20 protein-coding genes and 2 pseudogenes are annotated in these 21,490 nt (G+C 71.1%); 8 read left to right on the top strand and 14 right to left on the bottom strand.

All coding sequences use genetic code 11. The features are described 5' to 3' along the window. Nucleotides 1–25 precede the first annotated feature (25 nt). Nucleotides 26–1,231: a CaiB/BaiF CoA transferase family protein gene (locus tag ACRX5S_RS00110; protein ID WP_436770574.1), complete on the top strand. Its 1,206-nt coding sequence runs from the start codon at nucleotides 26–28 to the stop codon at nucleotides 1,229–1,231. 323 nt (nucleotides 1,232–1,554) lie between these two features. On the opposite strand, the gene ACRX5S_RS00105 is transcribed toward ACRX5S_RS00110, so the two are convergent. Then, the gene (locus ACRX5S_RS00105; RefSeq protein WP_358360953.1) at nucleotides 1,555–1,758 is read right to left on the bottom strand and encodes a cold-shock protein; all 204 of its coding nucleotides are present in this window, start codon (nucleotides 1,756–1,758) and stop codon (nucleotides 1,555–1,557) included. A gap of 324 nt (nucleotides 1,759–2,082) precedes the next feature. Then, nucleotides 2,083–3,123, bottom strand: a complete 1,041-nt coding sequence (locus tag ACRX5S_RS00100; protein ID WP_436770573.1) for a carboxymuconolactone decarboxylase family protein — start codon at nucleotides 3,121–3,123, stop codon at nucleotides 2,083–2,085. Nucleotides 3,124–3,501: 378 nt separating this feature from the next. Between ACRX5S_RS00100 and ACRX5S_RS00095 the strand changes: the two genes are divergently transcribed. Together ACRX5S_RS00095 and ACRX5S_RS00090 are read left to right on the top strand one after the other, a co-directional pair. Continuing rightward, on the top strand, nucleotides 3,502–3,999 hold the full coding sequence (locus ACRX5S_RS00095) for a hypothetical protein (protein ID WP_436770572.1): 498 nt from the start codon (nucleotides 3,502–3,504) through the stop codon (nucleotides 3,997–3,999). 99 nt (nucleotides 4,000–4,098) lie between these two features. After that, a complete protein-coding gene (locus ACRX5S_RS00090; RefSeq protein ID WP_436770571.1) occupies nucleotides 4,099–5,469 on the top strand; it encodes a hypothetical protein in 1,371 nt (456 codons plus the stop codon). 4 nt (nucleotides 5,470–5,473) lie between these two features. Here the strand turns inward: ACRX5S_RS00090 and ACRX5S_RS00085 are convergent, their stop codons facing one another. Continuing rightward, nucleotides 5,474–6,304 (bottom strand): helix-turn-helix domain-containing protein, encoded by an 831-nt coding sequence (locus ACRX5S_RS00085; protein ID WP_436770570.1) that lies wholly within the window; start codon nucleotides 6,302–6,304, stop codon nucleotides 5,474–5,476. A gap of 147 nt (nucleotides 6,305–6,451) precedes the next feature. On the opposite strand from ACRX5S_RS00085, the gene ACRX5S_RS00080 reads away from it, so the two are divergent. Continuing rightward, complete coding sequence (locus ACRX5S_RS00080; RefSeq protein ID WP_436771120.1) at nucleotides 6,452–8,014, top strand: MFS transporter; 1,563 nt, start codon at nucleotides 6,452–6,454, stop codon at nucleotides 8,012–8,014. Between the two features lie 12 nt (nucleotides 8,015–8,026). On the opposite strand, the gene ACRX5S_RS00075 is transcribed toward ACRX5S_RS00080, so the two are convergent. Together ACRX5S_RS00075 and ACRX5S_RS00070 are read right to left on the bottom strand one after the other, a co-directional pair. Next, a complete protein-coding gene (locus ACRX5S_RS00075; protein WP_436770569.1) occupies nucleotides 8,027–8,221 on the bottom strand; it encodes a hypothetical protein in 195 nt (64 codons plus the stop codon). A 175-nt stretch (nucleotides 8,222–8,396) separates the two neighbouring features. After that, entirely contained in the window at nucleotides 8,397–9,206 is an 810-nt protein-coding gene (locus tag ACRX5S_RS00070; protein WP_436770568.1) for a crotonase/enoyl-CoA hydratase family protein, read from the bottom strand. Between the two features lie 157 nt (nucleotides 9,207–9,363). On the opposite strand from ACRX5S_RS00070, the gene ACRX5S_RS00065 reads away from it, so the two are divergent. Further along, complete coding sequence (locus ACRX5S_RS00065) at nucleotides 9,364–10,974, top strand: acyl-CoA synthetase (protein WP_436770567.1); 1,611 nt, start codon at nucleotides 9,364–9,366, stop codon at nucleotides 10,972–10,974. A 319-nt stretch (nucleotides 10,975–11,293) separates the two neighbouring features. Here the strand turns inward: ACRX5S_RS00065 and ACRX5S_RS00060 are convergent, their stop codons facing one another. Beyond that, nucleotides 11,294–12,835 carry an acyl-CoA synthetase gene (locus ACRX5S_RS00060; RefSeq protein ID WP_436770566.1) on the bottom strand — a complete coding sequence of 514 codons (1,542 nt, stop codon included), beginning with the start codon at nucleotides 12,833–12,835 and terminating at the stop codon, nucleotides 11,294–11,296. 163 nt (nucleotides 12,836–12,998) lie between these two features. On the opposite strand from ACRX5S_RS00060, the gene ACRX5S_RS00055 reads away from it, so the two are divergent. Continuing rightward, complete coding sequence (locus tag ACRX5S_RS00055; RefSeq protein WP_436770565.1) at nucleotides 12,999–13,868, top strand: TetR/AcrR family transcriptional regulator; 870 nt, start codon at nucleotides 12,999–13,001, stop codon at nucleotides 13,866–13,868. Between the two features lie 317 nt (nucleotides 13,869–14,185). Here ACRX5S_RS00055 and ACRX5S_RS00050 read toward each other — a convergent pair whose 3' ends face one another. Further along, a complete protein-coding gene (locus tag ACRX5S_RS00050; RefSeq protein WP_436770564.1) occupies nucleotides 14,186–15,277 on the bottom strand; it encodes a DUF5937 family protein in 1,092 nt (363 codons plus the stop codon). A gap of 59 nt (nucleotides 15,278–15,336) precedes the next feature. On the opposite strand from ACRX5S_RS00050, the gene ACRX5S_RS00045 reads away from it, so the two are divergent. Beyond that, entirely contained in the window at nucleotides 15,337–16,554 is a 1,218-nt protein-coding gene (locus ACRX5S_RS00045; RefSeq protein ID WP_436770563.1) for an MFS transporter, read from the top strand. Between the two features lie 71 nt (nucleotides 16,555–16,625). Here the strand turns inward: ACRX5S_RS00045 and ACRX5S_RS00040 are convergent, their stop codons facing one another. The 6 genes and pseudogenes from ACRX5S_RS00040 to ACRX5S_RS00015 all read right to left on the bottom strand — a co-directional run bounded on the left by ACRX5S_RS00040 (nucleotide 16,626) and on the right by ACRX5S_RS00015 (nucleotide 20,046). Beyond that, on the bottom strand, nucleotides 16,626–17,372 hold the full coding sequence (locus tag ACRX5S_RS00040; RefSeq protein ID WP_436770562.1) for a glycosyltransferase: 747 nt from the start codon (nucleotides 17,370–17,372) through the stop codon (nucleotides 16,626–16,628). Nucleotides 17,373–17,621: 249 nt separating this feature from the next. Then, on the bottom strand, nucleotides 17,622–17,996 hold the full coding sequence (locus tag ACRX5S_RS00035; protein ID WP_436771119.1) for an oxygenase MpaB family protein: 375 nt from the start codon (nucleotides 17,994–17,996) through the stop codon (nucleotides 17,622–17,624). 50 nt (nucleotides 17,997–18,046) lie between these two features. After that, a pseudogene (locus ACRX5S_RS00030) lies at nucleotides 18,047–18,529 on the bottom strand (oxygenase MpaB family protein); the annotation flags it as partial. Nucleotides 18,530–18,727: 198 nt separating this feature from the next. Then, nucleotides 18,728–18,934 (bottom strand): DUF397 domain-containing protein, encoded by a 207-nt coding sequence (locus tag ACRX5S_RS00025; RefSeq protein WP_436770561.1) that lies wholly within the window; start codon nucleotides 18,932–18,934, stop codon nucleotides 18,728–18,730. A gap of 121 nt (nucleotides 18,935–19,055) precedes the next feature. Continuing rightward, nucleotides 19,056–19,166, bottom strand: a pseudogene (locus tag ACRX5S_RS00020) (DUF397 domain-containing protein); the annotation flags it as partial. Further along, nucleotides 19,138–20,046, bottom strand: a complete 909-nt coding sequence (locus ACRX5S_RS00015; RefSeq protein ID WP_436771118.1) for a helix-turn-helix domain-containing protein — start codon at nucleotides 20,044–20,046, stop codon at nucleotides 19,138–19,140. The pseudogene ACRX5S_RS00020 and the gene ACRX5S_RS00015, both read right to left, overlap by 29 nt. A gap of 171 nt (nucleotides 20,047–20,217) precedes the next feature. Here ACRX5S_RS00015 and ACRX5S_RS00010 point away from each other — a divergent pair, with 171 nt between their 5' ends. After that, complete coding sequence (locus ACRX5S_RS00010; protein ID WP_436770560.1) at nucleotides 20,218–20,598, top strand: hypothetical protein; 381 nt, start codon at nucleotides 20,218–20,220, stop codon at nucleotides 20,596–20,598. Nucleotides 20,599–20,612: 14 nt separating this feature from the next. Here ACRX5S_RS00010 and ACRX5S_RS00005 read toward each other — a convergent pair whose 3' ends face one another. After that, nucleotides 20,613–21,230 carry a hypothetical protein gene (locus tag ACRX5S_RS00005; protein WP_436770559.1) on the bottom strand — a complete coding sequence of 206 codons (618 nt, stop codon included), beginning with the start codon at nucleotides 21,228–21,230 and terminating at the stop codon, nucleotides 20,613–20,615. Nucleotides 21,231–21,490 lie beyond the last annotated feature (260 nt).

Here is a 21,490-nt window from a genome sequence, read left to right as displayed (position 1 = left end):
CGACCCGCCACACAAGGGAGAGCTCATGAGTGAGACCGGCCCGCTTCGGGGCATCCGCATCCTCGACCTGTCGATCGCGGCCACCGGGCCGTACGCCGTGGCCCTCCTGGCCGACCAGGGCGCCGAGGTCATCAAGGTGGAGCGCCCCGGGATCGGCGACATCGCGCGCTGGGTCGGCGTCGCGGTCGGCGGCACCAGCGCGCTGTTCGCGTCCTGCAACCGGGGCAAGCGGTCGATCGTGGTGGACGTACACACCACGGAGGGCCGCGACGTGGTGCGGGCGATCGCCGCGACGTGCGACGTCGTGGTGCAGAACTTCCGCCCCGGCGTGGTGGACCGGCTCGGCATCGGCTACGCGGACCTGTCGGCGGGGCGCGACGACCTCGTCTACGTGTCGCTGTCCGGATTCGGCCCGGAGGGGCCGTACGCGGGCAAGTCGGCGTACGACCCGGTCATCCAGGCGTACGCCGGACTCGCCGTCAACCAGGCCGACGTGCCCGCCCCCGGGGAGCCCGAACAGCCGGTGTTCCTGCGGCAGTCCGCCGCCGACAAGGTGACCGCGCTGACCGCGTCGCAGGCCGTCACGGCGGCGCTGTTCGCGCGCGAGCGCGGCCAGGGCGGGCAGCACGTCGAACTGTCCATGCTGGACGCCGTCACGTCGTTCCTGTGGGTCGACGCGACCGGCAACGAGGTGCTGTTGGACAGCGACGGGACGCAGAACTCCAGCTTCAACAAGACGCTCAAGCCGATCCGCTTCAAGGACGGCTGGGCGGTGGTCGCGCCGACGTCCGACGCCGATTTCGCCGGCATGTGCCGGGCGTTCGGGGTCGAGGGGCACGACGACCCGCGGGTGGCGACCATCGGCGAGCGCGTGAGGAACCGCGAGCTCACCTCGGAGTTCGTGCAGCGCTGCTACACCGCCGCGCTGTCGATGGAGGTCGGCGCCGGGATGGCACTGCTTGAGGAACAGCGGGTGCCCTGCGGGCGCGTGCTGGCACCGGCCGAACTCCCCGACGATCCGCACGCGTTGGCCATCGGGCTGTTCGAGGAGAGCACGCACGCGAAGGCGGGGCGCGTCCGTCTGCCGCGGCACCCCGCGCAGTTCGCCGGCACACCTGCGGCACTCGGCGCGCCGTCGCCCGTGCTCGGCGAGCACACCGACGAGGTGCTGGCCGAAATCGGGCTGGCGGACCGGGTGACCGCTCTGCGGGAGGCCGGCGTGGTGGCCTGACGCGGCGTCAACCGCCGTACGGCATCGCATGGTTCGCGGTGCCGGACGGCGACCGCCGGGTGCCGGGCAAGCGCCCGGCGCCCGCACGCGGACTGCGCGGCGAAGTGGTGCCGCGCCCCGAATGCCACCAAACTCCCGCACGCGCACACGTGGATGACGCGCGTCCGCGCGTACGGAAGTCCCCGTCCACGCAACGTTTATGGAACGAGAGGGCCCGCCTCGGGCAGGAGGCGGACCCTCTCGTCGAAAAATCAGCTCGCGCTACACCGAGTCGCGCAAAACCGAAGTCACAGCCGACCGGCCGAGGGCCGGGGCGCGGGCCGTCAGAGCGGGCGGACCTGCTCGGCCTGCGGGCCCTTCTGACCCTGCGTGACCTCGAACTCGACGCGCTGGTTCTCCTCCAGCGTGCGGTAGCCGCTCGTCTGGATCGCCGAGAAGTGCACGAAAACGTCGGCCTGGCCGTCATCCTGCTGAATGAAGCCGTAGCCCTTGTCCGCGTTGAACCACTTGACCGTACCGGTGGCCATGTCTTCTTCCTTCATGAAAACCTCAGCCGCCGCACTGCGCGACGTCCGGGTCGCTTACGTCGAGTGGTCCCACTCCCCGCGAAGTACTCCGGGATGGAAAAACGCCTACGGCAGTCGAGTCCGCAGGCGTCGGTCTTGCGAGGGAACTACTTCTACTGCTTGCAACCGCGGGCAACGTTACACAAGAAGATCGGGGCGCAACAGACCTTCGCGCACCGAATCGTACGGTTCGTCGGCGGCGGGTCCGCGGGGATTTCGCGGGCCCGCCGCCGTTCACGCGCGTGTCATCCGAGGGTCACCACGACGACGCGCCCGCCTGCGGATTCACCCGCCGGGGGTGGGTATCACCATGGTCGGAAAATCGGCCGGCACACTGCCGAGGGTCACCGCGATCTTGGCGAATCCCATGAACAGCGCGAGGGCCGCGGCCAGCTCCACGGTGCCGTCCGGACCGAACGCGGCGAGCAGGTCGGCGCGCAGGTCCGCGGCCCGGTCGGTGGCCATGCCGTGCGGGTCGCCGAGGAAGAAGTCGGTGAACCTGATGACCACCTTGTGCCGCTCCTCCAGGGCGCTTTCCTCGAACCCGTCCGCGATGAGCTCGACCAGGTCCTCGCTCAGGCCGTCCTCGCGCGCCTGCGCGAACCGGACGTTGCGGCAGTAGCGGCAGCCGGTGACGCGGGCGTTGCGCAGCCGGGCGACCTCCTTGGTGGGGTGGTCGACGACGCCGTCCCACCACAGCGTCCCGTACATGCGCAGGAAGGACGCCAGCAGGTCGGGCTGGAGGGCGAGGGGGCTCCCGGCGATGGCGTCGTCCGGCTCGGACACGCGCAGTTCGGCCGGCGCGTCGGGATCCAGGCCCGGCGGGTGCACCAGGACCGGGTACGGCAGGTCCGGGTCGGTGTCCTGGGTGCCCAGCACGACCTGGAAGCGGTCGAAGCCGTCGTACACCGCGCAGGCCATCGCGAGGCCGACAAGGCCCTTCTCGCCGATCAGCCCGATGAGCACCTTGCGGTCGTCGTCGGTGACCGACTCGGGGGCCAGCACGAACTGCTCCGCGAAGAGGAGGCAGGCCGACTCGACGGGCGAGAAGGCGGGGTCCCCCGAGCCGAAGGCGAGGCGGGCGATGCGCGACTCGTCGAGTCCGGCGTGCACCGCGGCGCGGGTGCGGGCTGCCTCCTCGACGGAGCACTCGTGCAGTCCGGCGATGCGCAAGCGGACGAGTTCGGTGAGTACGGGGTCGAGCACATCGGGCGACCACAGGCGGGCCACGTAGTCCCGATAGCGGATGTGAAGCGCAGGGCACAGGCCGAACGCACCGTCGAGCTCGGTCGCACCCTCGGCGCTCTCCGGGAGCCAACTGGGCACAGCGGCACCCCTCCTTCCGACACGTCGTCTCCGCGCGTCTCCGCAGGTTGCGGACGCGCCTACAGGCGATCCGGGGGCATAAGTAACAGATGTTCCGTGCAGCCGGAAGAGGCGCGACACCCCCGACGTCACCGGGCCAAAAAACGCCCGGTTTGCCCCTTACGCCGGGCAGCGCAAACCTCCAATCCCGGGCATTTTTGTATTTTTAGGTGTGACATAGGTCATCTTTCTTCGCGTTTGACGCCAAGATGGCCGCATCCTGTCAGTGCTGTGGATGAGATGGTTTGCCGGTTCCCGGCGAAGCTGCTCGGTCGCAGCACATGGCGGATTCGTCCCAAGGCCGCCACACCGTCCGTCCGAGGAGCCAGGGAGCCGGACATGGATCTCGACCGCAAGGATCTGACCCCCGAATGCGCCGCCGCCGCGCGCAAGCTGGCCGGCACCGTCATCGCGCAGCGTTCGGGGTCCGCAGTACGCCACCCCGCCTTCCCCGGCTGGGCCGGCATCGTGGCAGGCCAGGCCGACGACCTCGCCGCCGCGGCTCCTCCCTTCCCGCGGGCCAGCCTGTGCTACCTGGCCCGGTCCCTGCGGGAGGCCGCGGACGCGCACGGCGCCCGCGACCACGAGGCCGCCTCGGCCTCGTTCGCCACCGCCCTGCGCTTCGCCCGCAGCCTGCTGCGCACGCTGGACCGCTACGCGCCGATCGCCGCCCCCGTGCTGTGCGACGCGTGCGGTGAGCCGTACGTCGCCTCGCTGGCCCGCGTACCGCGCCAACTCCCGGCCGCCGGTGCCGAGGAGGGCCCCACGCACCTGGTCACCAGCCACGGCGCGCCGTACCGCGCCGAGCCGCACACCCCCTGCGCAGCCGCGGCCTGACCCTCCGGCGGGACCGGCGCGCCGCACGTTCACCCGTGCTTCGCCTCGGCGCAATCTCGCCTTGAGTTGCGTGTCCAGGCGGCCACCTAGCGTGCGTTCATGACAGCACCCGTGGCCGCCCCGGCGGCCCCGAGCACCCGGGCCATATCCCGGCCCACGCGCCCGGCGCCCGGATCGGCCCCCCGCCCGGCGGTACGTCCCGACGCACCCGCACCCCGGCGCCGCGCGTCGGTCCCGACCCGGCTCCGCGCCGCCACCGCCGTCGTCCTGGTCCTCGTCGCGGGCCTCCTCGCGGCGCTCGTCGCCGGCGTCTCCGCGGCCCGCGACAACCTCCACACCATCGGCAGCGGAACCGCCCCGCGGGCGGCCACCGCCACCGACCTCTACTACGCGCTCGCCGACATGGACGCGCAGGTCGCGAACGTCCTGCTGATCGGCCACGACGAGCAGATCGGCAACAAGCAGTCGGCGCTGCGGCAACTGCGCCGGGACCGCGCCGCGGTCAGCGCGGCACTCCAGACACTCCTCGACCGGGGCCTGGACGCGGCCGGCGAGGAGACCGCGCGCCGGATGCTCGCCGACCTCGCCGCGTACGACGCCCTCACCGCACAGGCCCGCCTCGCCGACGACCAGGTGCTGGAACGCCCCGTCGCGCGCCCGCCCGCGAACGCCACGGGCTTCTACCTGTCGGCCACCGCGCTGATGCACCAGGACCTGCTGCCGGCCGCGGACCTGCTCGGCCGCACCGCCGAACACGGGCTCGCCGACTCGACGGACGACGGCCGGAGCACCGCGCGCACGGCGGCACTGGCGGTGCTGGGTCTCGGGATCGCGGCGGTGCTGGCGCTGCTGCTCCTGCAAATCCGGCTCACGCGGCGCTTCCGACGCGTGTTCAACCCGTTCCTGGTCGCCGCCACCGTGCTCATCACGGTGCTCACCGGGCTCGGGGCGAGCCTGCTGTTCGAGCACGGCGACCGGGTGCGCGACGCGAAGGCCGAGGCGTTCGACCCGTTCAGCGCGCTGGCCCGCACACGGGCGGTGGCGTCGGACGCGAACGCCGACGAGAGCCGTTACCTGATGCTGCCGGAGCGGGCGGAGTACTACCGGGGGCAGTTCGCCGACAAGGCGGCGCTGCTCGGGCCCATGTCGGCCGATCCGGGGCTGGCCGAACGGCTCGCGGCCTTCCGGCGCGACGACGAGGCGTTGGTCGCCGCCGTCAACAGCGGGCGCCGGGACACGGCCGTCGGCATGGCGACGAATGTCGGGCGCGGCAACCTGGCCTTCGAGTTCTACGACTACCAGAGCGTGCTGGACTCGACCGCGCAGACCCACCACGACGACTTCACCGACCGCATCCGCCAGGGCCGCGACGCGCTCGCGGGCTGGGGCTGGGCGCCGCCGCTGGTGCTCGGCGCGGGCGTGCTGCTGGTGCTGGCGGGCGTGCGGCCGAGGCTGCGCGAGTACCGCTGACCGGTCAGGCCGCCGCCGCGAGGCGGCGCAGCGCGCACTCGGACGCGGACCCCGCCTCGGCGGCGAACAGGTCGAGACCGCTGTACTCGGGGTCTCCCGGCAGCGTCACCAGCTCGCCGTACAGCTCCAGTTCGCCGGCCACGGGGTGCGTCAGCCGGTAGACCCGGTGGCCTGCCCGGGCCACCGGATGCGCCGCCCACATGCGCGCGAAGTCGGTGCTGTCCGCGCGCAGGCGCTCGATGTGCGCGGTCAGGAGCCGGTCGCCGCGGTAGCACGCCGACAACACCCGCAGGTGCGCGACGTGTTCGAGGGCGGTGCGCTCCCAGCCCTCGCCGTGCAGGTCGCGGATGTGCGCGCGGCGGAAGATCAGGTCGGAGATGCTGCGCTCGCCGTCCGGCATCGCCGCGAAGTCGCCGAACAGCGCGGCCGCGACGGGGTTCCAGGCGACGATCTCGGTGTGCCGCCCGACCAGGATCGCCGGAGTGCCGCCGAACGACGCCACCAGGTGCCGCAGCCCCGGGCGCGGCGGGACGGCCGTCACCGGGCACGTGCGGGCGTCCGGCCGGGCGAGCTGGCCCAGGTACGTCCGCTCGTCGTCGTCCAGGCGCAGCGCGGTGGCGATGGCCGCCAGCACCTCCGCCGAGACGCTGTCCGACCGACCCTGCTCCAGCCGCGTGTAGTGCGCGACGCTGACCCCGGCGAGGCCCGCCAGCTCCTCGCGCCGCAGGCCCGCGACGCGGCGGCGGTTGCCGTACGGCTTCAGCCCGACGTCCTCCGGGGTGAGACGGGCCCGGCGGGACTTCAGGAACTCGCTCAGTTCGACGCGTGCGTCCACACCGCGACGATAACCGGAGCGGACGCGAGGGTGATCACGCGGTGCGTAGGCAAAACCCGGGCCTGGGTGCGGGGCGGCCGCCCGCGGAGGCTGGTGGGCGTCCGAACCGACCGCCTCTCCGGAGGCGTCCTTCCGCCGGAGGCCGCCGTGCCGTCCCAGCCCTCGCCCTCCTCGCCGCCGCGCGTCGCGCGGCCCGCGTGGACGCTCGCCCTGCTCGCGCTCGCGGGCCTGATCACCGCCCTGGACTTCACGATCGTGTACGTCGCGCTGCCCGAGATCGCCGCGGACGTCGGCTTCTCCGACCACTCGCTGCAATGGGTCGTCAGCTCGTACGCCGTCGTCTACGGCGGGCTCCTGCTCCTCGGTGGCCGCCTCGCCGATCTGCTGGGCAGGCGCCGGATGTTCGTGTTCGGCATGGTGCTGTACGGCGCCGGCTCGCTGCTCGGCGGCCTCGCGACCGCGCCCGGCACCCTGATCGGTGCGCGCGCCGTGCAGGGTGTCGGCGGGGCGGTGCTCTTCCCGGCGACCCTTTCGCTCGTCAACACGGCGTTCGCGGAGGGACGTTCGCGCACCCGGGCGCTGACGGTGTGGGCGGTTTCGGGGGCCGGCGGGCTCAGCCTGGGGGCGCTGCTCGGCGGCGTGCTGACCAGCGCGCTGGGGTGGCAGGCGGTGTTCTACGTGAACGTCCCGCTGGTGGTGGTCGCGGGCGTCGCGGCGTTCGGGCTGCTGCCGCGGGACGCGGGGGCCTCGGTGCCGACGGCTGCCTCGGTGCCGGCGGCCGCTGCCTCGGTGCCAGTTGCCGCCTCGGTGCCGACGGCTGCCTCGGTTTCCGGGCCGGCCAGGCGCAAGGGCTTCGACTTCCCCGGAGCGCTGACCGGCACGGTCGGCCTGACCCTGCTGGTGTTCGCGATCGCGCAGGGCCCGGAGTGGGGCTGGGGCGACGTCCGGGTGCTGGGCTCCGCGGCCGTCGCGGTGCTGCTGCTCGCCGGATTCGCGGCGGTCGAGGCGCGCACGCCCGATCCGCTGCTGCCGCTGCGCCTGTTCCGGCAGCGGAGCCTGACCGCGGCGGCCGCCGTGATTCTGGTGTTCGGGCTGACGCTGCAAGCGGTGCCGTTCTTCCTGACGCTGTGGTTCCAGCAGGAGATGGGCTACTCGGCACTGCGCACAGGCGTCGCTTTCCTCGGGCCGACGCTCTCGATCACCGTCGGCAACCTGGTCGGCGAGCGCCTGGCCGGAGGGCTCGGGGTGCGCCGCACGCTGATGGCGGGCTTCGGCGTCGCCGCGGGCGGGGCCGCGCTGCTGGCGGCGGGGATGACGGACGCCGCGTCGTACCCGCGGCTGCTGCCCGGCATCGTGGCCTTCGGGCTCGGCACGGGCATCGTGTTCACCACGATGTGGGTGGCCGCGTCGTCCGGGGTGGCCGACGCGGAGCAGGGGGCGGCGTCCGGACTGGCTTCCACCGCCTTGCAGTTCGGCTCGGGTGCGGGACTGGCGGTGCTGGTGTCGGTGGGCGGGATCCGGACCGCGGTGGCCGTGGTCGCGGTGGGCGCCCTGATCGGCCCGGCGGCCGCGCTGCTGCTGCCGGGGGCGGCGCGTACCCCTGGAGAAGGGCGGGCCCGGGACGGCGCGTTCGAGGACGGCGCTTTCAAGGCGGGCGCGCTCGGGGACGAAGGCGGCCCGGTCACCGGCACCGAGTCCGTGCGGCCGTGACGCTCAGTCGTCTCAGTCGTCGTCGGTGCGGTCCCCTTCGGCCTGCGACGTCTTGTACGCGTGCGCGGTCTGCTCGGACGTGAGATCCGCGTCCGAGGTGTGGACGTCGCTCCCCTTCACCACCACGCGCGGTGGCGAGTGCACTTCGTGGTGCCCGTGCGGAACGTCGGAACCGACCGCGGCGCCACGTGCCTCGGTGTCAGGCATGGAAACCTCCAGCGGCCCCACCGCACCCGGGCCGCCGGACGCGGCGCCGCTGCTTCCAGTGTCCCGCAACGCGGCGGGGGGTGCCTCCGGCGTTGCGGAGGCGGCGGGCGCCGTAAGGGTCCGCTTCCGTGGCGACGGCGGGGTTCGGGTCGGGGGCCGAACCCCGCCGTTCGTGTCAGGCGCGGCGGAAGACCGGCTTGCGCTTCTGGGCGAAGGCGGTCGGACCCTCCTTCGCGTCGGCGGTCGCGAAGATCGGCTGGCCGATCTCCAGTTCGCGCTTGAGCGCGTCGGCCTCGGACAGGTCGGCCGTCTCGATGATCGAGCGCTTGACCGCCTCGACCGCGAGCGGGCCGTTGCCGTTGATGATCGCGGCGATCTCCAGGGCCGCGTCGACCGCCGTCCCGGCCGGGACCACACGGCCGATGAGGCCGATCTCGCGGGCCTCCTCGGCGCTGTAGCGGCGGCCGGTCAGGAGCATCTCCATGGCATTGGTGTAGCCGATCTGGCGCTGGAGGCGGACTGTCGAGCCACCCAGCGGGAACAGGCCACGCTGCACCTCCGCGATGGCGAAGACCGCGGTGTCCCCGGCGACGCGGATGTCGGTGCCCTGGAGGATCTCGGTGCCGCCCGCGACGCAGAAGCCCTCGACCGCGGCGATCAACGGCTTGCGGGGGCGGTGATGGCGGAGCATCGCCTTCCAGTGCAGGTCCTTGTCGGCGGCCATGCGCTCGCGGTAGACGGCGGTGTCGCCGTCGGCCATGTCCGCGCCCGCGAGGGCCTTGAGGTCCATGCCGGCGCAGAAGACGCCGCCCGCGCCGGTGAGCACGATCGAGTGGATGTCGTCGTCGGCGTCGGCCTCCAGCCACGCGTCGTACAGGCCGACCAGCATCGGCAGGGAGAACGCGTTCTTCGCCTCCGGGCGGTTCAGCGTGACCAGGAGCGTGCCGTCACGGCGTTCGACCAGAAGATGAGGATTGGCGGCCAAGGCCCCTCCTTGTACGACCCCGTCCCGATTTGGCACGGGAAACACGATCATTGTCTCGGTCAAGGGTGCAGGGCGGTCGAGAGAGTCACAAGACCCGGCGCACAGTAAATCGGTCACACTATGGAATTCACGCGCCCTCGCACCTTACGCTCCGGCCATGGAATTCAACCTTGCCGACCTCTTCGAGCACGCGGTTGAGCAATACCCCGACCGCGAGGCAGTCGTAGCGAACGGCGAGCGGCGCACATACTCCGAATTGGAAGAGCGTGCGAATCGCCTCGCCCACCATCTCGCGGACGCCGGCGTCGCGCCGGGCGACCATGTCGCGGTTTACGCCTACAACATCGTGGAGTGGGCGGAGGCGATGCTCGCGATCTACAAGATCCGCGGCGTCTGCATCAACGTGAACTTCCGGTACGTCGCCGAGGAACTGGCGTACCTGCTCGACCAGGCGAAGCCGGTCGCCATGGTCTTCCAGCGCCAGTTCGCCGACCGGGTCGGCGAGGTCGCGCCCAAGGTCCCCTCGCTGCGCCACCTGGTCGTGGTCGAGGACGGCACCGATCTCGACACCGGGCCGCTCGGCGCGGTCCCGTACGAGGAGGCCGTCGCCTCGGGCACCCCGGAGCGCGACTTCGGGCCGCGCTCGGGCGACGACATCTACCTGCTGTTCACCGGCGGCACGACGGGCATGCCCAAGGGCGTGATGTGGCGTCAGGAGGACGTCATCTTCGCCCTCGGCGGCGGCATCGACCCGACCAACGGCGAGCGCGTCGAACGCCCCGAGGAGCTGGCCGAGAAGGGTCGGGGCGGCAGCGGGACGTTCTTCCCGATCGCGCCGCTGATGCACGGGGCCACCCAGTGGGGCGTGCTGAACAACCTGTCGAAGGGCCAACGCATCGTCCTGATCGACAAGTTCGACGCGCACGGCGTGTGGAAGGCGGTCGAGGAGGAGAAGGTCAACGTCATCATGATCACCGGGGACGCCATGGCGCGCCCGCTGATCGAGGCGGTCGACGAGCCGCGCGCGGACGGGGCGGAGGGGTCGTACGACCTGTCCTCGCTGTTCGCGGTGGCGTCGAGCGCGGCGCTGTTCTCGCCCAGCCTGAAGGACGCGTTCATGGAACGCCTCGGCGTCGTGGTCTCGGACGCGGTGGGCGCCTCCGAGTCCGGCGCGAACGGCGTGGGCGTCGCGGTGAAGGGCCAGACCGCGCCCGACGGCGGCGGCATCACCATCAAGGCGATCTCCGACTCGGTGGTGCTGGACGACGACCTCAACCCCCTGCCGGTGGGCGTGATCGGCCGCCTGGGCCGCAAGGGCAACATCCCGCTGGGGTACCTCGGCGACCCGGTCAAGAGCGCCGAGGTCTTCCGCACCGCACCCGACGGCACGCGCTACGTCGTGCCCGGCGACTACGCGCGCCTGGAGGGCGACGGCCTCATCACGCTGCTCGGCCGGGGCTCGGCGACCATCAACTCCGGTGGCGAGAAGATCTTCACGGAGGAGGTCGAGGGCGCGGTCAAGGACCACCCGGACGTGTACGACGCGATCGTGGTGGGCGTCCCGCACGAGCGCTGGGGGCAGACCGTCGCGGTGGTCGTGCAGCCGCGCGTGGGCCGGGAGCCGACGCTGGAGGCGATCCAGGAGCACTGCCGGACGAAGATCGCGGGGTACAAGGTGCCCCGCGTGCTGCGGCTGGTCGAGGAGACGCGGCGCACTCCCACGGGCAAGCCGGACCTGCCCTGGGCGCTGTCGGTCTGCACGGAGTAGCAGCGGGCGTGGGGGCGGGTCGGCGTGCGTGTGCCGTCGGCACGCCGACCCGGCTCCGCCGCACGTGAGTGCGAAAGGCCGGGCCCGTTTCCGGGTCCGGCCTTTTCGGTACGCCCGGCGGGGTTTTTGTCGGCATAATCCCCGGTGCCCGGCGCGGATAATCGGGCACGCTGCGCCAATGATTCGGGAGCGGCTGGGAAATAGCTTTCCGGGGAACGCCGAATAAACCACCCGGGCCTTCCCGGGCGGTGTATCGCTTTCCGGTCGGCGCCCCCGGAATACGCGTTTGTGCGGTCCGGGGGCGCCTCCGGGCAATGCGTCAGACGGCGCGTTCGCGGCCCTCCCAGTACGGGTCGCGCAGGCGGCGCTTCTGGAGTTTCCCGTTCGGGTCGCGCGGCATCGTCGCGACGAAGTCCACACTGCGCGGGCGCTTGTAGCTCGCCAGTTGCTCCGCGCACCAGGTGGTCAGCTCGTCGGCGAGCGCGTCGCCCGCCTCACGTCCCTCGACCGGCTCGACGACGGCCTTGACCGACTCGCCCCAGTTGTCGTCGGGTACGCCGAACACCGCCACGTCCCCCACGGCCGGGTGGCGCAGCAGCGCGGCCTCGATCTCGGCGGGGTAGATGTTCTGCCCGCCCGAGATGATCATGTCGATCTTGCGGTCCCGCAGGAACAGGTAGCCGTCCTCGTCCATCACACCGACGTCGCCGACCGTGAACCAGTCGCCGATCCGGCCCTTGCGGGTCTTCTCCTCGTCCTTGTGGTACTTGAACGCCCCGGTCTTCATGAGCATGTAGACCGTGCCGACCTCGCCGGGCGGCAGCTTCTCGTTGTCGTCGCCGAAGACCGCGACCTCGCTGATCGGCCACGCCTTGCCGACGGTGCCGGGGCGCTCCAGCCACTCCTGCGAGGTGCAGAAGGTGCCGCCGCCCTCGCTGGCGGCGTAGTACTCCTCGATGACCGGGCCCCACCAGTCGATCATTCCGCGCTTGAGGTGGTCGGGGCACGGGGCCGCGCTGTGCACGACATGGGCGAGGGAGGAGACGTCGTACTTCGCCTTGACGTCGTCCGGCAGTTGCAGGAGGCGGTGGAACTGCGTGGGCACCATGTGCGTGTGGGTGACCTTGTGCCGCTCGATGACGCGCAGCATCTCCTCGGGGAGCCACTTGTCCATCAGGACGACCGAGTGCCCGATGTGCAGCGACTGCGAGGCGTGTTGCAGGACGGCGGTGTGGTAGAGCGGCGAACCGACGAGGTGGACGTTGTCACCGCCGGGGCGCAGGCCGTAGATGAGCAGCGTGCCGCCGTACCGTGCGTCCTCGGGCGAGCCGGAGGGCAACGGGCGGCGCACACCGCGCGGGCGGCCGGTGGTGCCGGAGGTGTAGTTCATCGGCATGCCGACGCCGCGGTCCTCGGGGAGGGTGTCGGGCTGCCCGTCGGTCAACTCGGCGATCGGCCGGAAGCCCGGTACCTCGCCGATCGCGAAGCGGGCCTCGGGAGGCAGCTTGGCCTCCTCGGCGGCCGTGGACACGACGTCCGCGAAACGCTCGTGGCCGATGACCACCTTCGAGCCGCTGTCCTCCAGGATGAACGCCAGCTCGGCGCCCACAAGGTGGTTGTTGACCGGCACGATGTAGAAGCCGGCCTGCGCGGCGGCGAGGTAGGCCACGATGTAGTCGGCCCCGTTGGGCAGGACGACGCTGAACACGTCCCCCGCCGCCATCCCGGCCGAACGCAGCCCGTGCACCAGGCGGTTCGACGCCGCGAGCAGCTCGCCCGCCGACCACTCCCGGCCTCCGGGGTCGACCAGCGCGAGTTTTCCGGGGTTCTCCTGCGCGTGCGCCCAGAAGCCGTTCGCCACGGGCCGTTCCCTTCGCCGGCGGCCGGCCTGCGGCCGCGGAGTTCAGATCGCTGACTGCAAGATCGCTGACTGCACGATCACCGAATACGAGATCACCGAGCACAGGATCACGCAGTACAAGATCCTTGACGTTGCCCAGCAGTATGGCCCCAACGAACGTTTGATGGAAGGGTGGCACCTGATGAAACGTCAACCCGCCAACCCGGTCTCCGCAGGCGCGTCCGCGGGTGCGCCTGTGGGTGCGCCTGTGGGTGCATCTCTTGGTGCGGCCGCGGGTGCGTCGTCGACTGCGTCGGCCGATGGGAGCGTGGCTGCGGGCGCGAATGCGCCGGTTGCCACGCAGGTGGACGCGGGCGCGGTGGCGGGGGTGGCAGTGGGCGCGGCGGGGGTGGGGGCGTCGGTGGGCGCGCAGGTCGGTACGAGCGCGGGCACGCCTGCGGGTACCGGCGCGAGCCCAGCCGGTCAGCAGCGCGCCCGGATACTTCGGACCGCACTCACCCTCATGAGCGCGCAGGGTTTCGCCGGCACCTCGATGCGCAACCTCGCGACCGCCTGCGACCTCAACGTCGCGACGCTCTACCACTACTTCCCGTCGAAGGCCGACCTGCTGCGCGAGCTGGTCAAGGAGCGCTCGTACCCGGACCGCTTCACCGGGGTACCCCCGGTGGACGTCCAACTCCCGCCCCGCGAACGGCTCGTGGAGCTCATGACCCGCCTATGGCAGGCCGGGCTGGCGGAACGCGAGGTGCTGCGCCTGCTGCTCACCGAGGGCATGCGCGGGGACGAACTCTCGCGCGGCGTGACCGGCGGTCTCACCATCGCCCTCGACGCGAGCATCGCGCGGTGGCTGGCCGAGATGTTCCCCGAACTCCCGTACGGCCGCACCCGCGTGGCCCGCATCCTGCGCGCACTGCTGGAGACCGCCATCGTCGACCACCTGGCCATGTCCCGGCAGGGTGCCCGGCAACGCCTGCGCGACCAGGTCGCGGATGTCGCGGCGATGCTGTTCCCGGACGGGGCGGACAAGGCGTAGGGCGGTGCCGCTCTGGCGAGCACCGGTCCCGGACCGACCCGCTCCTCGCGCGCTTCGCGCACCGCGCGGGTCTCGCTCACGTCGCGCACGTCGGGTGCGTCGGGTGCGTCGGGTGCGTCGGGTGCGTCGCGTGCCTCGCGCACCTCGCGCACCTCGCGCACCTCGCGCACCTCGCGTGCCTCGCGCACCTCGCGTGCCTCGCGTGCCTCGCGTGCCTCGCGTGCGTCGCGTGCCTCGCGTGCGTCGCGTGCGTCGCGTGCTGGCGCCTGCCCACGTCCCGTCAACCCGACCGGTCCCGCATCACGGACAGTAGCCAATTACTCCGCAAGGGGCGGAGTTGCAACGGGCAGGTTGGCAGGGGGCCGGGTTGCGGCGGGCGGGGTTGCAGGAGGCGGGGTTGAAGCGGCCGTTGAAGCGGCCGTTGAAGCGGGCGGGGTTGCAACCGACGGAGCCGCAACCACCGCATTCCCCACATCGGTTCGGTAGTAGAGCACCGAACGGCCGCTCCGGCGGCGGTGGATGAGCCCGGCCTCGCGCAGCACCTTGAGGTGGCCGCCGACCGAGCCGAGGCGCTGGCCGCTGAGCGCGACAATCTGCGTCGTACTCTTCGGAGTGTCGAGCAACAGGAGCACCGCCGCCCGGGCTTCGCCGAGCAGGCGTCCCAGAGCTCCGCGGGCGGCGGGCCCTGAGGAGGTGTCAGCGAGTGCCCCCGTGCCGGGGTAGACGATCGCGTACCGCCGAGGAGCCTCCCACGTCACCCATCCGCGGCGCGGGGTAACCGGCACGAACAGCAGTTGCGCACCCGCCACTTCGCGCGGCGGGTAGTCGTGCGTGTTGATCTGGAGCCGCCCGTCCCCGAGCCACCGCATGCCCGGACGCAGGTTGTCGAGCGCGGCCGCCCAGCCCCCACGGCTCAACTCGCCCATCCGCGCGATGACATCCGCCTCCAGGACGCGCCGCCGGGCGTCCCAGTGCGGCAGCACCGCCGACTGCCAGACCCAGCCCAGGAGTTCGGCGGCCGTGGCGCCCAGGTCCACGCCGTCGAGCTCCGGCGGGAGCGGGCGGCCGTACGCCACCTCCGCGTCCGCACGGGCCTGCTCGGGCGCCGTCTCCCGGACCGGGCACACCTCCTGATCAAACGTCAGCCCCGGCTCCCCGGTCGGACACGGCGTCAGAAAGTCCGCGATCCACGAGCGCCCGAACGCCACCTCGCACAGGCGCTCGGCCGCCGGATCCGCCGCCATCCGCTCCCGGAACCCCGGCAGATACGCGTCCAGCCACGCGCGCTCGCCCGGATGGGCAGCCGTACCCTCCGCGAGCGTCTTGAGACACGCGGTCGTCTCCGCAAGCGGCGACACCACGAATCGGCCCGCCGCCAGCGTGTCCGTATCGACCAGCCACAACCCCATGTTTCGCCTCCAGGCGAAACATTACGCCCGGCCGCGCGACCCCGGTCATGCTCCGGCCCATGCACACCTACCGCGAACTCTTCCGCACCCCGGAGTTCACCCCGCTGTTCGCGACGTCCTGCGCCCAGGTCGCCGCGACGACCATCGGCTCATTGGCGCTGGCCACGCTCGTCTATGACGCGACCGGCTCACCACTCCTGTCCGCACTCAGCATGTTCGGCGCGTCCTTCGCCCAGGTCATCGGGGCCATGGCCCTGCTCTCGGCCGCGGACCGGCTGCCGCCGCGCGCCGCCATGGCCGGGATCGCCGCGACGTTCGCCGTCGGCACCGCCGTGATCGCGATCCCGGGCCTGCCGATCTGGGCGGCGTTCGCGGTCCTGCTCGTCCTCGGCCTCGCCGCATCGGTCGGCGGCGGCGTACGCCTCGGACTGCTCACCGAGATCCTCCCGGACGACGCCTACCTGCTCGGGCGCTCGGTCCTCAACATCTGCGTCGGCAGCCTCCAGATCGTCGGCTTCGCGGTCGGCGCCCTGCTGGTCGGCCTGCTGTCCGCCCGCGGAACGCTGCTCACCGCGGCGGCCCTCGACGTCCTCGCTGCCGCGATCGCACTCCTCGGCCTCGCCCGCCGGGCACCCCGCACCGCCGGACGACCGTCCGTGCGCGAGACCTGGCGTACCAACACGATCCTCTGGAGCTCGGTCCCCCGCCGCTACGTCTACATCGCCATGTGGGTGCCCAACGGGCTCATCGTCGGCTGCGAGGCGGTCTTCGTCGCCTACGACCCCGACCACGCCGGACTCCTCCTCGCCGCCGCGGCCGCCGGCATGCTCGTCGGCGACCTCACGGCCGGCCGCCTGCTCACCCCCGACTGGCGCCGCCGCCTCGGCCCCTCCGCACGCCTCCTCCTGGCCGTCCCCTACCTCACCTTCGCCTTCCGGCCCGCGCTCCCGCTCGCCGTGGCCGCAATCGCCATCGCCTCCGTCGGCTACGCCGCCACCCTCCTCCTCCAAGAGCGCCTCATCGCCCTGACCCCCAAACCCATCCTCGGCCAGGCACTGGGCCTCCACTCCTCAGGCATGCTCACCATGCAAGCACTCGGCGCCACCCTCGCCGGAACCCTCGCCCAACACACCACCCCCGCCACAGCCATGACCACCATGGCGGCAGCCTCCATCGCCGTAACCCTCGCAATCGCCCCCGGCCTCCGAACCCCCCTCCCCACCAAGGAACTTCCGGAGACGACTCACGCAATGAAGCCCGCAACCCCAACACCGTGACCAGCCGACGGGCAACGCCGGGTCAGGCACCTGCGAGTGCCGCAAGGCCGTTCGCACGACTTACCTTGGCGCTACCGGCATGCCCCGCACCTCGTGCCCGTGCCGCGAAGGGCCGATATCCACGCATGATTGTGGTCGGTCGCGATGGCCTCCCGGTCCGCGTACCGCAGGGCGGCGGTCGTCTGACCGGGGTGCTTGCGATACCCGTAGACCGGCGATTCGCCCTGATAGACGCCGTCGAAGCGCTCGGTCGCCGCGAGCACGAGCCCGCTGTCCTCGTTGGAGGGCAACGCGGGCCAGCCGCCCATCTCCCACAGCACAGGCGTCGCCCAGACCACCGCGCAGCCGTGGAACGGCAGGAACCCCAGCCGCTGGTAGACGTCGAACACCGTGCCGGCAGCCACCGTGCCGGTCGGCAGATAGTCCGGGAACTCCTGACGAGAACCCTCCTCGTGCAGGTCGACCGTCAGTCCCGCGCACCACGCGCTGTTGGTGGCCCGAGCCGTCGCCACCAACCGGTCGAGGCCGCCGGGCAGCCAGACGTCGTCCGCGTCGAGCACGGCGGTCCACGGCGCGCGGACGCGGGACAGGGCGACCGTACGTGCCGTCGACGGCCCGGCGCTGCGGCCGCTGGCCACCAACAAAAGGTCGGGCAAGAACTCTCTGCAGTGCCGCGTCATCTCCACGAGGGCGGCGGGGAGGCGTTCTCCGTCGTAACAGACGATCCAGTCGATCGGCACATCCTGCTGGGCAAGCGACGCGGCCGCCTGGGGAAGGAACGGGATGGCCTGGTCGTGCACAGCGGTGATGACAGACACGGAATCCAGGGGCGGTTGGGTCTCAAGACGGGAAGCCGCCTTCGACATGCGCGATGGGTCCTTCCGGAGGTCCGAAGTACACACAGAGTCTCCGGCGCCACCGAAGCGACCACGCGAACGAGGCGGGTGATCGCGCGAATGCGGTCACCCGCCGCCGAATATGGACAGCGCAAGGCCACACCTGGGACAGTGCCGCCCCCGAGGAGCCGGTCTGCGCGGCCGGTCTGCGCGGCCGGGCGCACCGATCGGCTACGACGCAGTAAGGCCTGACAGGAGGCTCGGCCTTGTGGGGGCCGCTTCCGGGCCGAGGCGGTCCACGGCGGCCTTGATGTGGGGTGACTGGAAGCCCGCGAGGCGGACTGCCGGTAGTACGGCGAGCGAGGTTGTGCGGATCAGTCTCAGGCCGGTGGTCACGGCGATGGACGGCAACGGGCGGCGTCCGTACATCTCGTGCGCCCACGCGGGCAGCGAACCATAGGCCAGCTCCGACACCTGGCGCCACAACAGCTCACGGCCGAGCCACAGCACCGGGTGCACGGGCGGGCGCCGGAGGAAGTCCCAGACGTCGTCGGACTCCGGCGACCGCCCGAGGGCGGGACGTACGTCCTCGAAGTACTCGCGCATCGCCGCCGCGGACACNGGGGAAGGGGGGGACACAGGAGAACCCCCCACCCGTCTTCCCCCCCCCCCCCCCCCCCGAGGGCGGGACGTACGTCCTCGAAGTACTCGCGCATCGCCGCCGCGGACACGGGCACATCCTCCGGCGCCAACCCCACCAGCACCGCCGAGGCGCGCTGCTCGGCGAGGTAGGTGTCGACCTCGGCATCGGTCAGCGCCAAGCCCGACCGCCGCACCACCTCGGCGTACGACACCACCTCAGCGCAATGCACCCACCGCAACAGCGCCGTCTCGTCTATCCGGTACGACTCCCCCGTCTCGGGGTCGGTCGCCCGCAGGAACTGGTGGATCCGCCGCACCCGCGCCCCGGCCCGCTCGGCCTCGGCGCGCGACCCGTACGTCGTGACACCCACAAAGTCCGCGGTACGGAACAACCGCCCCCACGGATCCTTCCGGAACGCCGAGTTCTGGACGACACCCCGCACCGCACGCGGATGCAACGCCTGCAAGTACAGCGCCCGCACCCCGGCCACCCACATCGCCGGATCCGCATGCAACTGCCACGTCACGGACCCGGGCCCGAACAACCCCGGGTCCCCGGCGGTCGTTGGGCCCTCGCCGTCCTCCCCTTGCGACTGCGCACGCGCGTCCTGCAACGGAACCGACCTCCTGAGTTCCCCTCAACTGTAGGACCTCATCAGCCGAACCAACCGCCCAGGGCACCCGGCGCGCCCCCACTAGACCCGCTTAAGGGCCTCCGTCAACACCACCCACGAGTCACCCGAAACGACGATCGCCCCCCGCCCGACATCCTTGCTGTCACGCACCGGGACGACGCCGAAACCGCGCCCGGCGACTTCGAGGCAGTTGCCGCCTTCCTGATTGCTGTAGCTGGACTTCCGCCAAACGAGAGCGAGCAGTTCGAGACGAGCGGCGTTCTGCACGGGTGGTCTCCTCAATCACCGTTTCGATCATGGACACAGACGACTTGTGTTGTCGGTTCGTGCTCCATCACCAACACATGCGTATGCCATTCGCACACAACAACGGACCGATGCGCCACCGCTACGGAAGTTTGAGGGCCTCGGTCAGCGACCCCCACGCGGCAGCCGAGACAGCAAGCTCGCCACGTCCGACATCCTTGCTGTCACGCACGGGGACGACGCCGAAACCGCGCCCGGCGACTTCGAGGCAGTTGCCGCCTTCCGCGTTGCTGTGGCTGGACTTGCGCCAGTGGATCCGGGACGAACGTCGCTCGCTGGGCATGCGGGGAGTCCTCCATTGCGGATTCGATCGCACGTAGGGACAAGTGCGGTGGTAGGGCCTGCGCTCGCAAGAGATCGTAGATCATTGCGTACCCCTTGAGGACCTGCGGATCCTCGACCAACCTCCCGTAGTCCGCACCTTCGCTATAGGCGACCTCAGTTGTGTCGGGAAGCGTGAGCAGAGTCAACGAACCGCCCATGGCCGCGTGTTCCCCCGAACCGAACGGCAGCACCTGGATCGTGATCCGGGGCTCGTGCGCCGCGGCCAACAGTCTCTCCAATTGATCCCGCATGATCTTCGCCCCGCCTACCGGCCGACGCAGTACCGACTCGTCCAGAACCACCCACAACGACGGGCCGTCAGCGTCTGCAAGACGTTCCTGCCTGCCCATGCGTGCCGCGAGCCGTTCGTCAAGTTGCTGCTCACTCCGCAGCGACCGCGCCGTACGCAACAGGGCACGGGCGTACGCCTCCGTCTGCAACAAGCCCGGAACTGCGTGCGCCGCGTACTCGCGGATCATCGTCGCCTGCGCCGCGAAGCTCATGAACTCCTGGGACCAGTCCGGAAACGACTGCTTGTAGAGGTGCGTCCACAGCTCCACCAGCAGCTTGTCCGCAGCGAGCACACCGTCCAACCTGCGGGCCAGGTCCAGCGTCGGGCGGTGGCCCGTCGCGCGCTCGATCTGGTTGATGCGCGTGCTGTGCGTGCGCACCTGGTCCCCAAGCTCCTCCTGCGTCCATCCGCGCGCCTCGCGGAGTCGCTTCACGCGCGCCCCGAACAGCGCGGCAATCGAGTCCGCCGGGTCCAACACCCTTGGCATACATCCCCCTTCGCCAAGATCCACCAGCCTGAAAGGTGCACGTTTCAGGCCACCGCACCTTACGAGCCTAACCGCGATGAGCAACCGTTTGGATACGGAAAGTCATTCTCGGTCCGGCACACGACGAAGGGCGCGCCCAGCATGGCATCACCCGTAGCGGCGACCGGACGGCGGATCATCCGCCTCCACGCGGCAGAGGCCGTCACCATCAATCCGGCACGGCTTCATCAGGTCGTCATGGGGAGCGACGTGTCTCGTTCCCCGACCCCATTCCTCGTTGTCGCCTGGGGCTCGGAGGCCGATCACGCGTTGGCCGCGCGTCGACGTGCCGAGGACTTCGCGTACGACAACCGACTTCACGTCGTGAACCGCATCGTCAGCCACTGCCCCCGGGTTCGCGATGCCACGCTGTACGACGTTGCATCGGCGGAGGCGGTTTACCGATCGGCGGCGTACGACATGGTCTGGTGGCTGCTCACGGCGACGAGCCGCGGACCGGCAGGCGGCCCGCGGCTCGGGTGACGTGTCCGCCCTGACTACTTGTCGGGGCGGTAGTCGCTCGACGCCCCATCCTCGTCGGTGAGCCGGAGCACGGGGCCGTTCGTGTCCTGGGTCAGCTCGAAGGTGTCCACCTTCGTGTTCTTCGTTCCGTCGCGGTTGTAGAAGTTGCTGCTCTCGCTACAGGTGTTCTGCATCGACGTCTTCACCTTGCTGGGCTTGAAGGTGGCCTTATCCCCGGAGACCGTGACCTTGCCCTCCTCCATGACAAACAGCGACGTCGTGCAGTTGTACATCGTGGTCTGCAACAAGCCGTTGTCGGTGTACGACCCGTCCGCCTTGATGATCAACTCGCCCGTACTGCCACTCGGCGGCGCGTACTTCCCGGTGATCGCGTCCTGGTACTCGACCGTCGCCCCGGACCCCGTCCGCCAGGCGCCGACCAGTTCCTTGGGGACCGAACCGCCTTTGCCACCATCGCCCTTGGCGTCGTCACCGGTGTCGGCGGTGTCGTCGCCCGTGCCGACCTTGTCGCCGAACGAGAATCCTTCGTTGCCGGTGCCGCCTTCTTCGTCGTCCTGACACGCGGTCAGCAACCCCACGGCGAGGACGCCGCCGGCCATGACGATGAAGCCCTTACGCATACTCCTGCGCATGTTGATGAAACCCCCCAGACGCACGCCGCACCCAAGGTCCCCCCAGACAGTCGGCGGTGCTCACTGCTCCCTGCCGACCGGTGCGTGCGTGATGCGTACACGATAGCGGCATCGGTACGACGAACTCAGCCCCCGGCACAGGCTCGTGACAGAACACGGATCGCCCGCCGACACATGTGACAATGCCCGGAAACGCGTGAAGGCCCCCTCCGGAACGGAGGGGGCCTTCACACAAATCAATTCCGGCGGCGTCCTACTCT

The organism is Yinghuangia sp. YIM S09857 (assembly GCF_051388915.1).
Taxonomy (GTDB): Bacteria; Actinomycetota; Actinomycetes; order Streptomycetales; family Streptomycetaceae; genus Yinghuangia.
The sequence above is the reverse complement of the archived record's forward strand: the minus strand, read 5'-3'. Positions and strand labels throughout refer to the sequence as shown.

Coding starts and splice junctions, on each gene's coding strand:
- ACRX5S_RS00095 (WP_436770572.1), top strand. CDS start 3,502: ATGGATCTCGACCGCAAGGATCTGACCCCCGAATGCGCCGCCGCCGCG.
- ACRX5S_RS00035 (WP_436771119.1), bottom strand. CDS start 17,996: ATGCGCGAGTACTTCGAGGACGTACGTCCCGCCCTCGGGCGGTCGCCG.
- ACRX5S_RS00050 (WP_436770564.1), bottom strand. CDS start 15,277: ATGGGGTTGTGGCTGGTCGATACGGACACGCTGGCGGCGGGCCGATTC.
- ACRX5S_RS00045 (WP_436770563.1), top strand. CDS start 15,337: ATGCACACCTACCGCGAACTCTTCCGCACCCCGGAGTTCACCCCGCTG.
- ACRX5S_RS00090 (WP_436770571.1), top strand. CDS start 4,099: ATGACAGCACCCGTGGCCGCCCCGGCGGCCCCGAGCACCCGGGCCATA.
- ACRX5S_RS00055 (WP_436770565.1), top strand. CDS start 12,999: ATGGAAGGGTGGCACCTGATGAAACGTCAACCCGCCAACCCGGTCTCC.
- ACRX5S_RS00005 (WP_436770559.1), bottom strand. CDS start 21,230: ATGCGCAGGAGTATGCGTAAGGGCTTCATCGTCATGGCCGGCGGCGTC.
- ACRX5S_RS00065 (WP_436770567.1), top strand. CDS start 9,364: ATGGAATTCAACCTTGCCGACCTCTTCGAGCACGCGGTTGAGCAATAC.
- ACRX5S_RS00105 (WP_358360953.1), bottom strand. CDS start 1,758: ATGGCCACCGGTACGGTCAAGTGGTTCAACGCGGACAAGGGCTACGGC.
- ACRX5S_RS00075 (WP_436770569.1), bottom strand. CDS start 8,221: ATGCCTGACACCGAGGCACGTGGCGCCGCGGTCGGTTCCGACGTTCCG.
- ACRX5S_RS00010 (WP_436770560.1), top strand. CDS start 20,218: ATGGCATCACCCGTAGCGGCGACCGGACGGCGGATCATCCGCCTCCAC.
- ACRX5S_RS00110 (WP_436770574.1), top strand. CDS start 26: ATGAGTGAGACCGGCCCGCTTCGGGGCATCCGCATCCTCGACCTGTCG.